At 57.1% G+C, this 14,885-nt stretch carries 14 protein-coding genes; 4 read left to right on the forward strand and 10 right to left on the reverse strand.

What is annotated here, in order from left to right; translation table 11 throughout:
* Positions 1-38 precede the first annotated feature (38 nt).
* The 3 genes from RMR21_RS08950 to RMR21_RS08960 all read right to left on the reverse strand — a co-directional run bounded on the left by RMR21_RS08950 (position 39) and on the right by RMR21_RS08960 (position 4,365).
* A complete protein-coding gene (locus RMR21_RS08950) occupies positions 39-1,244 on the reverse strand; it encodes an extensin-like domain-containing protein (RefSeq protein WP_498667610.1) in 1,206 nt (401 codons plus the stop codon).
* 184 nt (positions 1,245-1,428) lie between these two features.
* Positions 1,429-2,358 (reverse strand): hypothetical protein, encoded by a 930-nt coding sequence (locus tag RMR21_RS08955; RefSeq protein WP_498667611.1) that lies wholly within the window; start codon positions 2,356-2,358, stop codon positions 1,429-1,431.
* Between the two features lie 189 nt (positions 2,359-2,547).
* The gene (locus tag RMR21_RS08960) at positions 2,548-4,365 is read right to left on the reverse strand and encodes a methyl-accepting chemotaxis protein (protein WP_498667612.1); all 1,818 of its coding nucleotides are present in this window, start codon (positions 4,363-4,365) and stop codon (positions 2,548-2,550) included.
* A gap of 317 nt (positions 4,366-4,682) precedes the next feature.
* Here RMR21_RS08960 and RMR21_RS08965 point away from each other — a divergent pair, with 317 nt between their 5' ends.
* Positions 4,683-5,006: a DUF1883 domain-containing protein gene (locus tag RMR21_RS08965; protein WP_498667613.1), complete on the forward strand. Its 324-nt coding sequence runs from the start codon at positions 4,683-4,685 to the stop codon at positions 5,004-5,006.
* Between the two features lie 38 nt (positions 5,007-5,044).
* Here the strand turns inward: RMR21_RS08965 and RMR21_RS08970 are convergent, their stop codons facing one another.
* Both RMR21_RS08970 and RMR21_RS08975 read right to left on the reverse strand, forming a co-directional pair.
* On the reverse strand, positions 5,045-6,361 hold the full coding sequence (locus tag RMR21_RS08970) for a replication-associated recombination protein A (RefSeq protein ID WP_498667614.1): 1,317 nt from the start codon (positions 6,359-6,361) through the stop codon (positions 5,045-5,047).
* Positions 6,358-7,764 (reverse strand): DegQ family serine endoprotease, encoded by a 1,407-nt coding sequence (locus RMR21_RS08975; protein WP_498667616.1) that lies wholly within the window; start codon positions 7,762-7,764, stop codon positions 6,358-6,360. The genes RMR21_RS08970 and RMR21_RS08975 overlap by 4 nt, the downstream gene beginning before the upstream one ends.
* A 165-nt stretch (positions 7,765-7,929) precedes the next feature.
* Here RMR21_RS08975 and RMR21_RS08980 point away from each other — a divergent pair, with 165 nt between their 5' ends.
* Positions 7,930-8,283 (forward strand): lysozyme inhibitor LprI family protein, encoded by a 354-nt coding sequence (locus RMR21_RS08980; protein WP_498667618.1) that lies wholly within the window; start codon positions 7,930-7,932, stop codon positions 8,281-8,283.
* On the opposite strand, the gene RMR21_RS08985 is transcribed toward RMR21_RS08980, so the two are convergent.
* On the reverse strand, positions 8,280-9,272 hold the full coding sequence (locus RMR21_RS08985; protein WP_498667620.1) for a serine hydrolase domain-containing protein: 993 nt from the start codon (positions 9,270-9,272) through the stop codon (positions 8,280-8,282). The genes RMR21_RS08980 and RMR21_RS08985 overlap by 4 nt on opposite strands.
* Before the next feature lie 146 nt (positions 9,273-9,418).
* Entirely contained in the window at positions 9,419-10,096 is a 678-nt protein-coding gene (locus RMR21_RS08990; RefSeq protein ID WP_498667622.1) for an SDR family NAD(P)-dependent oxidoreductase, read from the reverse strand.
* Positions 10,097-10,194: 98 nt separating this feature from the next.
* Between RMR21_RS08990 and RMR21_RS08995 the strand changes: the two genes are divergently transcribed.
* Positions 10,195-10,749, forward strand: coding sequence for a GNAT family N-acetyltransferase (locus tag RMR21_RS08995; RefSeq protein ID WP_498667624.1), 555 nt, complete (start codon positions 10,195-10,197; stop codon positions 10,747-10,749).
* Between the two features lie 16 nt (positions 10,750-10,765).
* On the opposite strand, the gene ilvD is transcribed toward RMR21_RS08995, so the two are convergent.
* Both ilvD and RMR21_RS09005 read right to left on the reverse strand, forming a co-directional pair.
* Entirely contained in the window at positions 10,766-12,601 is a 1,836-nt protein-coding gene (gene ilvD / locus RMR21_RS09000; RefSeq protein ID WP_498667626.1) for a dihydroxy-acid dehydratase, read from the reverse strand.
* Between the two features lie 148 nt (positions 12,602-12,749).
* On the reverse strand, positions 12,750-13,718 hold the full coding sequence (locus RMR21_RS09005) for a LysR family transcriptional regulator (protein WP_498667628.1): 969 nt from the start codon (positions 13,716-13,718) through the stop codon (positions 12,750-12,752).
* Between the two features lie 135 nt (positions 13,719-13,853).
* Here RMR21_RS09005 and RMR21_RS09010 point away from each other — a divergent pair, with 135 nt between their 5' ends.
* Positions 13,854-14,468 (forward strand): FMN-dependent NADH-azoreductase, encoded by a 615-nt coding sequence (locus RMR21_RS09010; protein WP_498667630.1) that lies wholly within the window; start codon positions 13,854-13,856, stop codon positions 14,466-14,468.
* Between the two features lie 69 nt (positions 14,469-14,537).
* Here RMR21_RS09010 and RMR21_RS09015 read toward each other — a convergent pair whose 3' ends face one another.
* A complete protein-coding gene (locus RMR21_RS09015) occupies positions 14,538-14,849 on the reverse strand; it encodes an HlyU family transcriptional regulator (protein ID WP_498667632.1) in 312 nt (103 codons plus the stop codon).
* Positions 14,850-14,885: the final 36 nt, after the last annotated feature.

Here is a 14,885-nt window from a genome sequence, read left to right on the forward strand (position 1 = left end):
ATCATACCCCAATTTAAGTGCAGCTTAGCAGATCATACTCAACTGCAGTGGCGGTAACCGGATTTGCGTGTGCGCAGATCGAAATGGAAGTGATTCCAATGGTTGGGATCGCTGCCTGGACCAAGCACCGTCGAGAAATATTTGCAGCTGTCGCTGCGCACAGCTTTCAGCAAGCCCTTCTCGCGAAAGGCGAAAAAGTTCTTCGAGCGCACATCGATTTCCTTGCCGTTCTTCAGCGTGATCGTGCCGATATCGATGGCGTTTCCACGCGCATGTTCGGACCATGGATTGCTGGAACGCGAATTCATTTTGCGGCAGGAATAACCACCCATCGGTGTGATCCGCTCGACACCGGACAGGTACCGGAAACGCGAGGACGGCACGAGTTCAAATTTCACCCATTTGGCAAAGGCGAGCGTGACCTGACAGTTGAGCTTGACGGCAGGCCGGATCGCCACCCCGCTGGCAAGGCCCGACAGTTCAATCGGATAATCGATGCCACAGGTCGGACCGTCGGACACGCGCGCAACGTCACGAAACGCAACACCCAGCCTGCGCAGTTCAGACCGACACGACACTTCAGATTGCGGCATCATGCCTGGCGGTGACGACATGCGACGTTCCTGAGCGGGGTTTTCCGGCATCAGCATCGCCACGTCCTGCACCGGTTGGCGCTGGCGCTGGCCTTCACCGGGTAGTGGAATGAGACGGGATTGGCTGGCAGACTGCCTGCGTGGAGCGGGAGACATCGGCATCTGGCTCTGCGTCTCATCACCCATGGGCTGGCTGGACTGGCCGCCAGAAACCTCCATGTCCTGCTCCTCGGCAAGGCCGCGAACCGGCGCAACGCCCAGGCCGTCATCCATATTGACGCCACCCTCGCCTTCGGCCATCTCGCTCGATGGCTGCGGCGCAACACCAGCACTCTCGCCACCCAAACGCTGCTGCTGGGCGTCCAGCGTTGAATATTGTTCACCAGCACCCGCCTGCAATAACGGATCGCGTGAAGCAGGTTGCTCGGGCATGGGCTGGGATAAAGGCGCGTAATCGCTTTCGGGCTGGGTCGCAGCGACCCTTGCAGGCGGTGCGCTGTAATTTTGCTGGTGCGAAGAACGAATGGAACTGACGCGTGTGGAGCCATCCACCTCGGCGGGCGGCACGAGCCCCTCGGCCGAACAGGACACGATCACCGTGGAGATCGTCAGCAACGTCACGATGCGACGCGGAAGGGAAACATACGCCATACCAGAACCCGTACCGTCAGCGGCCGCAAAGCGCGGCAATCGAATCAAATCTTAAAGAAATTTGGTAAACGAACCGTATGTGCGTACACCCGGATACTGATGGACGATTGGTTGGGTAAAAAAAGCCGGACAACCTGTGGGTTGCCCGGCTCTTGTAATTGATGAATTGTCTTTCTCCTGCCGCTCAGGGTAGCTTGAATTTGAAGGTCAACATATATTCCGTGCCTCTTTCGCGATCCCGCGTGCGCGAGACTTCCAGCGTCACATCGTCAAGACGGTGTTCAAGCCGCTCCGTCACCTTGCCACCAGACGTGTTTTCGCGGGAAACTGACGTCCGGTCGTAGCCAATGCCGATCTTGCGCGTCTGCTCATCGCCAATATAGGTCTTGGCAATGGAGGCGGTGGCTTTTCCTTTTTGCAACGTTGTCTCGAAACCGCGCGACGTCAGATCCTGAAAAGCGCTAGCCGAAACTGATTGATCCATCTGGCGCAGACTGCCACCCGCGCTGAGCTTGGACACACGGCGGCCATCATACTCAACCGACAGATTGCGCGTGGCCTCGAAATCGGACGGACCGCTGCTATGAAAACCATCCGCGAAACGATTGTTGTAGTTGAAGATATAACGCTCACTACGCGCATTATACTGGAAGCCATAGGTCGAATTGCCGTTGCGAAGCTGAATACCGGGTGCCGGTTCACTTCCCAGGATAGGCGAAACATTGCTGGCGAAGTTGAACAGTGGCGCCGTCACCTGTTCGAACTGTGCGTTCGTTAACTCGACTGGCTTTCCGTCACGATCAAAGCCGCCGACGGCGAGACATGGTCGACGGTCTATGACGCTTTTCAGTGCGAAAACGGTGCAGCCATCCGACGTGGTACCAGCAATCGCGGCATGAACGGAGTTTCGCAGCGTGTAGCTTCCGCAGCACGAGAAAGCATCGTTATCGAGGTTCGCATCTCTGGTGAAGCCTGTGAAGACGACCCCGCTTGCCCCGTGTGAAAGGCTGGCATCGCCAAAATGAGGGCCGCTTTTAAGCGGAAAAAGCTGTAGCGCGTTGTCCTGAGCCATGGCGCGTGAGCCGGAAAGCTCGGATAGCGGCGTGGATGGCATTCCTATCTCCTCATCAAAAACGTCGTATCGAACAAGAAAGACAAAACTAATGCGAGCGCAAATGGGGCGAAATTAAAGCTTTTGGATGAAATGATGCGACGATTTCTGTCATGCCCCAAGAAATGCGGGGCCCAGCCGAACAAAAAAAGGGCGCCCTCAGCGGGCGCCCTTGCGTCGTGAAACTGGGGATCAAGCCGCGCGTGACAAACGCTGCCCTGCGGTTTCACCGTCGAGCTGGAACCGTGACAGAAGCGAACGAAGCTGGTGGCTTTCTTCTGCCAGTGTCTGGCTGGCTGCCGTCGTTTCTTCAACCATCGCTGCGTTCTGCTGCGTCATCTGGTCCATATGATTGACGGAGGTATTGATCTCCTGAAGACCGGTTGCCTGCTCGCGAGCCGCTGTTGCAATCGTGTTGACATGACCATCGACGCGATTGACCAGAACCATGATTTCATCCAGCGCATCACCCGTAGAGCGGACAAGCGACACGCCGCTACCGACATGCTCAGCCGAGCTGTTAATGAGCGACTTGATCTCCTTGGCGGCGTTGGCGGAACGCTGAGCAAGCTCACGGACCTCCTGTGCAACAACCGCAAAACCGCGACCGGCCTCGCCTGCTCGTGCAGCTTCGACACCGGCATTGAGGGCCAGCAGATTGGTCTGGAACGCGATCTCGTCGATGACGCTGATAATCTGACCGATCTTCTTGGAAGAGTCTTCGATGCGGTTCATGGCATCCACCGCATTGCGGACGATATCACCGGAACGACCAGCGCTGCTCTTCGTCTCGGTTACCATCTGGCGCGCTTCGTTGGCACGGTCAGACGCTGTGCGAACGGTCGATGTGATCTGATCCAGCGCAGCGGCTGTTTCTTCCAGGGCTGCTGCCTGCTGTTCCGTGCGCTTGGAAAGGTTGCCAGTGGCTTGGCTGATATCGGAGGCGCTGTCGTTGACGACATGGCTGGTCTTGGCAATGGCACCGATAACGGTGTGCAATTCGCCCACTGCGCTGTTGAAATCAGTCCGCAGCTTTTCATATTCGTGACCGATAGAACCAACCTGAACGGTGAGATCACCCTTTGCGAGACGCTCAAGCGCCTGTGCGAGTTCAGCCATGGCACGCGCTTGCTGGTGGGACGCAGCGTGGACGGCTTCCTCGTTGCTGCGGCGGCTCTCTTCGAGCGCGTGTTGCTGTTCGGCCTCACGGACCTGCAACTGGGTGCGCTCATTAACGGAGTCTCTCAGAACCAGAAGCGTTTTTGCCATGGCACCGATTTCGTTTCGGCGATCGGTGAAGGGCACTTGCGCGTTCCCGTCGCCATCCGCGATGCTACGCATGCTTTGCTTGAGGCGTGCAATCGGCCGCGTTACGCCGCCGACAACAAAGGTCGCAGCAACAAGAACGATGATAGCGCTCAACATGCACAGTCCCGCAACCCAAAGCGCTTCTCCCCAGAATGCAGCCTGCAGATCATCCACATAAACGCCGGTACCCACAATCCAGCCCCAGGGCGCAAAGCCGGCAACGTGTGAAAACTTCTCAACCGGATCGGGAGAACCCGGCTTGGGCCAGTAGTAATCGACAAAGCCCTTACCACCCGCCTTGACGGTCTTGACGAATTCTACGAACAGAAATTTGCCGTTCGGGTCCTTGTTCGTCGAAAGGTCTTTTCCATTCAGCTCTGGCTTGACCGGGTGCATGACCATTGTCGGACCCATGTCGTTGATCCAGAAGTAGCCACTGCCATTCTCATAGCGCATCGATGCGATGATGGCCTTGGCCTGCTGTTGCGCCGCCTCCCGCGTCAGTGCACCGCTTTGCTCAAGCTTGTAATATTGGTCAAGAATACCGACACCTGTCTGGGTCATCGATTCAAGTCCTGCTTTGCGCTCCTGCTCCATTCCCTGGTAATTACCAAACAAACTGGATGTAAGAGCGGCTGCCATGATGACAAGAAACATCGCAACGAGCGCGTAAAGACGCATCGAAATTGTCAGGTGCTTCATGCTGGTCGCCTCCTCATTTGTTATAATATGAAATATGATAGCTGATAAATATTGATGATGAATAAACCGGGATTAGAAGGGAATTAAAGATCTAAAATGAACAGCCTCTTATCGCGCGCCATAACGATGTGACCGCTTCAGCCAAATACGGGCTGACGTCTGATTGAAAATCTCGCAATAAATACATGAGCAAAGATTTTTCATCACCTATTTTCATGGCGATACTTTGCAACTGGCTGTGCCGGGCAATCTCGAAAGGAAGCGTTAATCATAGGAGCGTAGCTTTATGGGACGCTTCTATACAGACGGGTTAACCCATGGTCGTGCCTGCTTTTCCCTTCACCCATTATGACCTGAAAGAGTTGCGCGCAGGCGCGATCATCGAGGTATCGCTGAACGCGGTGAACAATGTTAGACTGATGACATCGGGTGATTATCAGCGCTTTATCGAAATGCTGGATTTCAAATATCTGGGTGGCGTGGCGAAAAGATCTCCGCTGCGCGTGACGGTTCCCGAAACATCCCACTGGCACCTGATCGTGGACTGCGAAGGTCATCACACGCTGGCGGAATCGGCGGTCAAGATTCTCCCGCCGAGTGCCGTAACGCTCGTTCGCGAAAAAGCTGGAGCAATGGGCTAGAGCACTTCCTTGTTGAATGGAAACGCTCTAGTCACGCCCTATTTGCCGTTTCGCTCACGACGCAGCTTCGCCCACCAATCGAGCCGCTTGCGAATATCCCGCTCAAAACCGCGATCCGGCGGATCGTAAAAGGTTGTGCGGCCCATTTTCTCCGGAAAGTAATCCTGGCCTGAAAAGGCGTCCGGCTCATCGTGGTCGTAACGATAGCCATCGCCATAGGCTTCGCTCTTCATCAGCTTGGTCGGGGCGTTGAGAATATGCTTGGGCGGCGACAGCGAGCCGTTCTCCTTGGCTGCCCTCATCGCCGCTTTGTAGGCAGTGTAAACGGCGTTGGATTTGGGTGCTGTTGCGAGATAAACGCAGGCCTGCGCCAGAGCCAGTTCGCCCTCGGGAGAACCGAGATAATCATAGGCATCCTTGGCGGCATTGCAGATGACCAGCGCTTGCGGGTCCGCGAGGCCAATATCCTCCACCGCCATGCGCACCAACCGCCGCCCAAGGTAGAGCGGGTCCTCACCCGCATCGAGCATCCGCGACAAATAATACAGTGCCGCATCGGGATCGGAACCCCGCACGGATTTGTGCAGTGCTGAGATGAGGTTGTAGTGGCCATCCTGAGCCTTGTCGTAAACCGGCGCACGACGTTGCACGATGTGAGTGAGGCCTTCCGTGTCGAAGATCTCGTCCTTGCGCACAGCGCGCCAGACCTCTTCCGCCAGCGTCAGAACTGCACGCCCATCTCCATCCGCCATCCGGATCAGCGAGGCGCGTGCATCGTCCGTCAGCGGCAGCGGCTTTTCCTCAACGCTTTCGGCGCGGGTCAGGAGTTCAGACAGACTTTCCTCGTCGTGCGATTTGAATGTCAGCACCCGGGCGCGCGACAGAAGAGCCGCATTGAGTTCGAAGGATGGGTTTTCGGTCGTCGCACCGACGAGAATGATGGTGCCGTCTTCCATAACAGGCAAAAAACTATCCTGCTGGGCACGGTTGAAGCGGTGGATTTCGTCCACGAAAAGCAATGTCTGACGCCCGTTCATGCGCCGGGTGCGGGCACTCTCAAATACCTTCTTGAGATCGGCCACACCGGAAAATATGGCGGAAATCTGCTCGAAGGCCAGCTCCGCTTCGCCCGATAGAAGCCTCGCAACCGTCGTCTTGCCGGTGCCGGGAGGGCCCCAGAAAATCATCGAGCCCAGTGAGCCGCTCTCGATCATGCGGCGCAGAACGCCCTCTTCCCCCGTCAGATGCGGCTGACCCGTAACCTCCGCAAGCGTGGTCGGACGCAGCCTGTCCGCCAAAGGCCGCCGGTTGGCGACCTCCGCTGGAATTTGCGGGGCGAAGAGATCGCCACTCATCGCAGGAATTGCCGGATACGCTGACCATCGCGAATGATTTCCAGACGCCAGAAGCCGGGATTGTCCTCCAGCGCTTTTTCGACATTGGCGGTGGACGTCATATCCGCACCATTCAGCGAAACGATGATGTCCTTGGGCTGGAAACCAACACGGGCTGCTGGCGAATTGCGCTTCACATCCATGATGACAACACCTGTGGTGCTGGTCGGCATGCGCAACTCATCGGCAAGCTTGGGCGAAAGATTGGCGACTGTCGCACCAGCAAAGGGATTGCGTCCCTCCAGCAGGCGTTCATCACGGGGTGCCGTTTCCGGTGCCGCGTCGAGCGCGATGGTCACGTTTTTCTCTTTGCCCTTGTCGATCAGAGTGATGGTCGCAGACTTGCCGATTCCAGCTGTGGTCAGGCGGTACCCCAGCGCATCCGGGTGTTCCACAGCAATGCCGTTGACGGCTGTCACCACCTGCCCCGGCTCGATACCCGCCTTTTCGGCAGGCCCATCCTTGACGACGCCGACAACAAGCGCGCCGCGGGCGCGCTTGAGACCGAGCGCTTCGGCGACTTCCGACGTCACAGGATCAAAGGTTGCACCGACATAGGGCCGCTGGAAGGTGGTATCGCCCTTTTCGGCAGCGGCGAGGAAGACGCGTACCAGATTGGCCGGAATGGCAAAGCCGATACCGTTGGAGCCTCCTCCGCGCGAGAAGATCGCCGTGTTGATGCCGATCAGCTCACCCGCCATGTTCATCAACGCACCGCCTGAGTTGCCGGGATTGATCGACGCATCCGTCTGGATGAAGAAGCCGAAATCGCCCTGGGTCACCTGGTTGCGGGCGAGGGCCGAAACGATGCCGCTGGTCACCGTCTGCCCCACGCCGAAGGGGTTGCCGATGGCCAGAACAAGGTCACCGACTTCTGTCGCATCGGAATTGCCGAGCGCCAAAACCGGGAATTCTTCCTTCGCATCGATCTGAAGAACGGCAAGATCGAGGCGATCATCCTTCAACAAAACTTTCGAAGGGAATTCACGACCATCGGCAAGCGCCACCTTGATATCATCAGCGCCCTCGATGACGTGATTGTTGGTCACCACAAGGCCGCTCGCAGTGGCAATGACACCGGAGCCGAGCGAGGACTGCTTTTCGGTCCGGTTCGGTGATTGCTGACCGAAAAACTGCTCGAAAAATGGATCGCCCGCAAACGGCGAGGCCCGTTTTTGAACGAGCCGTTCTGCGTACACGTTGACGACAGCGCCAGCCGTTCGCTTCACCAGCGGTGCGAAAGAAAGCTGCATTTCAGTGGTATTCGCAGGCACGGTTTTATTGTCTTGCGCGTGCACCGGAACCGGTAAAACGAGCATCGTCGCCAGCAGTCCCGTTGTTAGATAGTTCAACATGCTCGGCATGTGATTCCTCATCCTCATCAATATGATGGAGTTATAACGCTTGAGCCTATAAATCAAAGGGCGGCAAGATCATGACGGACTGTGGCTTAAACGACGGAATGGAACAAGTTGCCACGTTTCCTGCTTTAGACGACTTATAAGCCCGATCATGGAAAAGAGATCCACATGCATTTCAGGAAACATAGTCTTGCTGCGTTGATTGTTATCGCCTCATACTCTCATGGATCACCCGTGGGCGCCGCAAGCTTCGATTGCGCAAAGACAGACCTAGCCGCAGACGAAAAGACGATTTGTGAAAACCGCGCGTTGAACGATCAGGACGTTCGCATGGCGACGACCTTCGATATCCTGACGCAATTGATGGCCATGGGTGCGCGCGATGAGCTGAAGACCCAGCAGAGTGAATGGCTGAAACACCGCCAGACCTGCGCCGCTGACGTCGCTTGCCTGACCACCGCTTATGATGAGCGCATGAAGAAACTCGGCGATGCCTTTCTCAACATCAACAGACCGCTTTAAACCGCTGAAATGATTCCACCCATTAGCTCGTGCAACCGGTTGCGATATCCAGTACGGGCAGATGGTGCTTCCTCGCGCGACGTCATCACCACCGACAGTTTCTTCGAGGGTACGATGTAGAGCATCTGGCCACCGTAGCCCCATGCGTAATAAACCATTTCACCCGCCATCTCCTTGATGAACCAGCAATAACCGTAGCCGTCGCCGTTAAAGACGGAGTTGGTGCGCTGGACCCAGGATTGGTCTATCCAGTTTTGCGACACAATTCGCTCTCCGTCGGGCGAGAGGCCGCCGCGACGATAAAGTTCGCCAAAAGCAAGCAGAGAGCGCGCTGTCATCGCCATCTGGTTTCCACCCAGATAGATGCCCTGCGGATCGCGCTCCCACGAGCCAATGGAGAAGCCATCGAGCGGCGAGAACCAGTCACGCGCTAGGGCCAGCGTCGATTTGCCGGACGCTTTTGTGAGGATAGCCGAAAGCAGATGCGTAGACCCTGTGGAATACAGCATTCCACCGCCGGGCTCGCCTGCAAAACCGGAACCGAGCGCCATGCGCACCCAGTTTCGGCTAGAGACCCAGCGACCGTAATTTGGCCCCGACATTCTTTCCAGACCGGATTGCATGGACAAGAGATTGCCAATCGTCACCTGCTCCAGACGAGAATCGGGCTTGGGTGGAAAATCCGTTCGCAACACGGAGGCGATCGGCTGATCCACGCCTTCCAAAATTTTACGATCGATCGCAACTCCTACGAGCGCAGACACAATGGATTTCGACGCGGACTTGATGTTGGTCGAGCCATTCAAAGACGCGCCGTGATAGGCGCGGCTGGCGATGTCCTTGCCATCGATACTGACAATGACCGTCTTCAAACTATCCAGCGCGTCGGCATCTTCGAGTAGCTTTGGCACACCATCCCGCGTCTGCGCGCGGACGACAGAAGCGAGTGGAAGGGAAGCGATGAGGGCAAGTGCTGTGCGGCGTTTCATGATGTCTTAATTAATGCCTTTCGAAAGAAGCAGAAGGCCCCCTCACTCGTTTGTGACCTCTTTCACACGTGACAATCGCACGCAAACAACGACTTCCAACGCTTTATTGAATCAGTCTGGTAGCGCATTGAATCATTTTCGAGCGACTAGTCTTCGTAAATCATCTTCTTCGTCATGCCTCCGTCCAGCACCAGAACCTGCCCGGTCATGAAGCCTGCGCCAGCAAGGTAGGCAACGGCATCTGCGACGTCCTCCGGGCGGCCTACTCTGCCCACCGGGTGTTGCTCGTTGTCTTCTTTGCGCAGACCTGTATCACTGGTGATCCAACCAGGCGCGATGGCGTTGACGCGAATGGTCGGGCCGAGGCTGACCGCCAATGCGTGGGTCAGTGCAACCAACCCGCCCTTGGATGCCGCATAGGCTTCCGTCTCCGGCTCCGACATGAAGGCGCGCGTGGAGGCCATGTTGACGATGCTGGCCCCCTCGCCCATCAACGGAACCGCCGACCTCGTCATCAGAAACGCACCGGTCAGATGGCTGTCGGTTACCGTGCGCCAATCAGCGAGCGACAATTCATGAATCGGTCCGGTGTTGGGTCCAGCGATACCGGCATTGTTGACGAGAAGCTCCAGTCCGCTCCAGCCAAGCTGTCGGAAGGCCTTAAGGACGGACGCTTCATCACCCACATCGCAATGGATGTGCTGCGCCTTCGTGTTGCTCTCCGTGATATCAAAAGAAGCGACGGTCCAGCCATCTTTCAAAAGAGCCTCGATGATACCGGTTCCGATCAAACCGGCACCGCCGGTTACGATTGCACGTTTCATTGGTTTTCGAATCCTGTTTTCTCACTGTCTGGCAACGTGGCTGCAAAGATGCGGTTCCCCGTTTCCAAATACGGTTGGCATCGGCAGCCGAATTGTCCATGCTCAGACACATGCGATCCTCCTACAAACAAGTGCCCCGGTTGACATCCGAACGTCTCGTTCTTCGACCGTTCGACATAACCGATGCGCCTCAACTGGCGCGGATCACCAACGATCCACTGGTGCTGCGCAATCTCCTGCGCTCGTCATATCCCGTCACCATTCACGACGCGCGACGGTTGATTTTGCGGTTGCGGAAAAAGAAATCGCCCGTCTGGGCCATCGACAACGGTCGATTGATTGGTCTCGTCGGTTTATCTGGTGAATTCGGCCTATGGCTGGGCCGCAGCGCATGGGCAACAGGGTGTGGCGAAGAAGCCAGCAGGCTGGTCATCCACCATGCTTTCACACACATGAAGGTCAACACGCTTCATGCAAACCCGATCAGCGACAACAGGGCATCCTGCCGTTTGATGGAGAAGCTTGGTTTCAATGATGTCGGGAGGATGCAGTCGTTCTGTGCGCAGCGAAAGAAGGTCGTATCTTTGCGTCGTTACGAATTACAAAACTTGTCTTCATCACGACTGTCATCCTCGGGCTTGTCCCGAGGATGACAGTCAAGGTTAAGCCTTACTCCGGCAGAATGCGCACAGCACCACGGTCAGCGCTGGAAGCAAATGCGGCGTAGGCTTTGAGCGCCGTCGTCACGTTACGCTTGCGCAGTTCCGCTGGCTTCCAGCCCAACTGATCTTGCTCTGCGCGGCGCGCGGCCATTTCAGAGTCTGGGACCTTGAGGTTGATCGTGCGGTTGGGGATATCGATTTCGATGGCGTCGCCGTTGCGCACAAGGCCGATGGCTCCGCCCTGCGCCGCTTCCGGAGAAGCGTGGCCGATGGAGAGACCGGATGTACCGCCAGAGAAACGGCCGTCGGTGATCAAAGCGCAGGCTTTGCCGAGACCCTTGGACTTGAGGTAGCTGGTTGGATACAGCATTTCCTGCATGCCCGGACCACCCTTGGGGCCTTCGTAGCGGATAACGACGACATCGCCTGCCTTGACTTCGTTGGACAGAATGCCCTTCACCGCAGCGTCCTGGCTTTCGTAAACGACAGCAACGCCGTTGAATTTCAGGATCGACTCGTCAACGCCTGCCGTCTTTACGATGCAGCCATCCAGCGCGATGTTGCCGTAGAGCACGGCCAGACCGCCATCCTTGGAGAACGGCTTTTCGACGGAGCGAATAACGCCATTGTCGCTGTCGGTATCCAGCTCATCCCAGCGCGAGGACTGGCTGAAGGCAACCTGCGTCGGCACGCCACCGGGGGCGGCCTTGAAGAACTGGCGCACGGTTTCACTGTTGGTGCGGGTAATATCCCAGCGGTCGATGGCATCGCCCAGCGTCGGTTCATGCACCGTGTAGCAATCGCGGTTGATGAGACCACCGCGGTCCAGCTCACCCAGAATACGCATGATGCCACCTGCGCGGTGGACGTCTTCCATATGCACGTCACTCTTGGCAGGCGCGACCTTGGAAAGGCACGGCACCCGGCGCGACATGCGGTCGATGTCTTCCATGGTGAAATCGACCTCACCCTCATGGGCCGCTGCCAGAATATGCAACACGGTGTTGGTGGATCCACCCATGGCGATGTCCAGCGCAATGGCGTTTTCGAACGCTGCCTTGGTCGCGATGGAGCGCGGCAGGACGGTGTAGTCATCCTGTTCGTAATGGCGGCGGGCCAGATCGACGATCAGGTGACCGGCCTCGACGAACAGGCGCTTGCGGTCAGAGTGTGTGGCGAGCGTGGAACCGTTGCCTGGTAAGGCAAGGCCCAGTGCTTCCGTCAAACAGTTCATGGAATTGGCAGTGAACATGCCGGAGCATGAACCGCAGGTCGGACATGCGGCGCGCTCGATCGTATCGACTTCTTCATCGGTCAGCGTGTCATCGGCAGCAGCCACCATCGCGTCAACGAGGTCGAGGGTCACGGTCTTGCCATGCAGAACCACCTTGCCCGCTTCCATCGGTCCACCGGATACGAAAACGGCAGGGATGTTGAGGCGCATGGCGGCACTCAGCATGCCGGGAGTGATCTTGTCGCAATTGGAGATGCAGACCATCGCGTCGGCGCAATGCGCATTGACCATGTATTCGACGCTGTCGGAAATGATTTCGCGCGATGGCAGCGAATAGAGCATGCCATCATGGCCCATGGCGATACCGTCATCGACCGCAATCGTGTTGAATTCCTTGGCAACACCGCCAGCAGCCTCGATCTCGCGCGCCACAAGCTGACCGAGGTCCTTCAGGTGGACGTGGCCCGGCACGAACTGCGTGAACGAGTTGACGACAGCGATGATCGGCTTACCGAAGTCGCCATCCTTCATACCGGTGGCGCGCCAAAGGCCACGCGCACCGGCCATGTTGCGGCCGTGGGTTGTCGTTCTGGAGCGATAAACTGGCATCTGCTTATTCCTCGATTTTTCTCACACGAAGGTTTTATCCTGCGAGGCAATGAGCCCCGCTCTTCGCTTTTGCAAGGCTTTTACTCCAAAGCCGCCTGCCTGTCACTGTCACCTTGCAGCAAAACAGTACGGTTCGGTACGGTACGGTTTATTCCGCAGCGTCGCGAAGACCAGTCTCTGGGCTCGGCGTGAGGTGGGCGAGAAATGTCTGATTGTCAGGGCACTGGGACAGGCGTTGATGAAACGCATCCACCAGCCATGTCGCCGCCGGGCCGCAGGGCGTATCGGCCTTGTGCAGGGCATAGAGCGGGTATTCGCCGCCTTCGTAGGAATCCAGCTCCAGCGCTTTCAGATCACCATTGATGATATCGTTGCGAACCACAGACGCCGGAAGCCCTCCCCAGCCGAGACCACCTTTGATCAACTGATATTTGGTAGCGATATCGCTGACGCGCCATTTCTTATAGGACAAGACATTGAAGTCCCTGCCTTTGGTCAGGCCCGATGTGTCTGTCACCACAAGTTGCACCTCTTCGCGCACGTCCGCAAGCGTCAGCGGTCGGTTCAAAAGCACCAGAGGATGGTCGGCCGCCGCAACCGGGATCATGAAAGAGTGACCCACCTTGTCGATGACCAGGCCGTCATCCTGATGGAACATGGCACCGCCGATGCCGATGCCCGCCTTGCGGTTCAGCACCATCTCCATGACCATGCCCAGTTCGCCGACACTGAGGTTCAGCGCGACGGTTGGAAACTGCACCCGAAAATCCCGAAGCACCGCCACCACGGCCTCCGCAGGCACCATGGTACTGATGGCAAGCGTGACTTCCGCTTCCAACCCCTGTTTCAAACCTTTGGCACGGGCTCTCAAATCCTGAAGACCGGCGATGATGCGGCGTGCATGTTCCAGCATCGCCGCCCCTTCTTCTGTCAGCTTGGGCTGGCGAACGCCGTTGCGCTCGAACAGGGTGACCTCGAGCTGTGCCTCGAGATTGGCGATGCTGTAGCTGACAACCGATTGCGCCCGGTTCAAGGCCCGGGACGCCGCCGAAAAACTGCCGGTTTCGGCAACGGAAAGAAACACCTGCAATTGGTCCAGCGTGGGGTTGGCTTCCATGGTCCATCCAGTTTTTCGATAGGTCACTTCCATATTATCACAGTTTTCTAGATGACAACATTGACCGATACAAGCGGCAACGATCGGGTTCCCCTGCTCCATCCGACCTTCAAAATTGATATAAGGATATTTCAAATGTCGAAGATTCTTCTCGTTACCTCCAGCCCACGCGCTGGCGAATCCCTGTCCAACAAGTTTGCCGGCGACCTCGCGGCCAAGCTTCAGGCGCAGACGAACGGCACGATCACCCACCTCGATCTTGGCCAGAACCCGATCAAGCATCTGGACACAGTGACCACCGCAGCCATTCGCAAGGCACCGGCTGATCGCAACGCGGAAGAGGCTGCTGCGGCCAAGAATTCCGACGAACGGGTCGCAGAACTGCTGGAAGCCGACACCATCGTCATCGGCACCGGCCTCATCAACTTCAACATCTATTCCGGCCTTAAGGCTTGGATCGACGTCATTGCACGCGCTGGCTTGACCTTCACCTACACCGAGTCTGGCCCTGTCGGCCTTGCAACGGGCAAGAAGGTCTACATTGTTCTGTCGTCTGCTGGCGTTTACTCGGAAGGCCCAGCAGCACCGCTGGAACACGCCGTTCCTTACCTTAAGACCGTTCTGGGCTTCATGGGCATGACCGACGTTGAAGTCGTTCGTATCGAAGGCCTGGCCTTCGGTCCTGAAGCCGCCGAAAAGGCGCTTGCCGCTGCGTCTGCCAAGGTCGAAGAACTGGCCAAGGCTGCTTAATAAAAAAGCGGCGCTTTTGTAGCGCCGCCTTCATCAGTTCTCATAACGGTCGCGAGCGTCTCGCGGCCGTTATTTTTTGTCCGCAAACAACGTCGCACCGCTCTGATCGATGATCAGCTGCGCCTTGCGGACCGCAAAGTCGACAGCATCTTGATGGCTGGTGAAGACATCGGCACGGACGAACTCGTGAACCAGAGTTTCGTCGCCCACCGTCTTTTCGATCCGTCCCGCAAGGCGGAATTGTCCGCCCTCTTTCATCGGCGTCGCATAGATGACGCAATCCTTGTAGGGATGCCCCTCCGACGCTTCGGTCTTCTTTGGCGCGTCATCCGATGGAGACGAGCCGAAAGCGGAGAAGAGTTTCGAGAAGAATGAAGCCATGGTCTACCTTCCTGGTTTCCTGTCCGCAGCATGGTT

The sequence above is a fragment of the Agrobacterium sp. rho-8.1 genome (assembly GCF_033957725.1).
In the GTDB taxonomy this organism is placed as follows: Bacteria; Pseudomonadota; Alphaproteobacteria; order Rhizobiales; family Rhizobiaceae; genus Agrobacterium.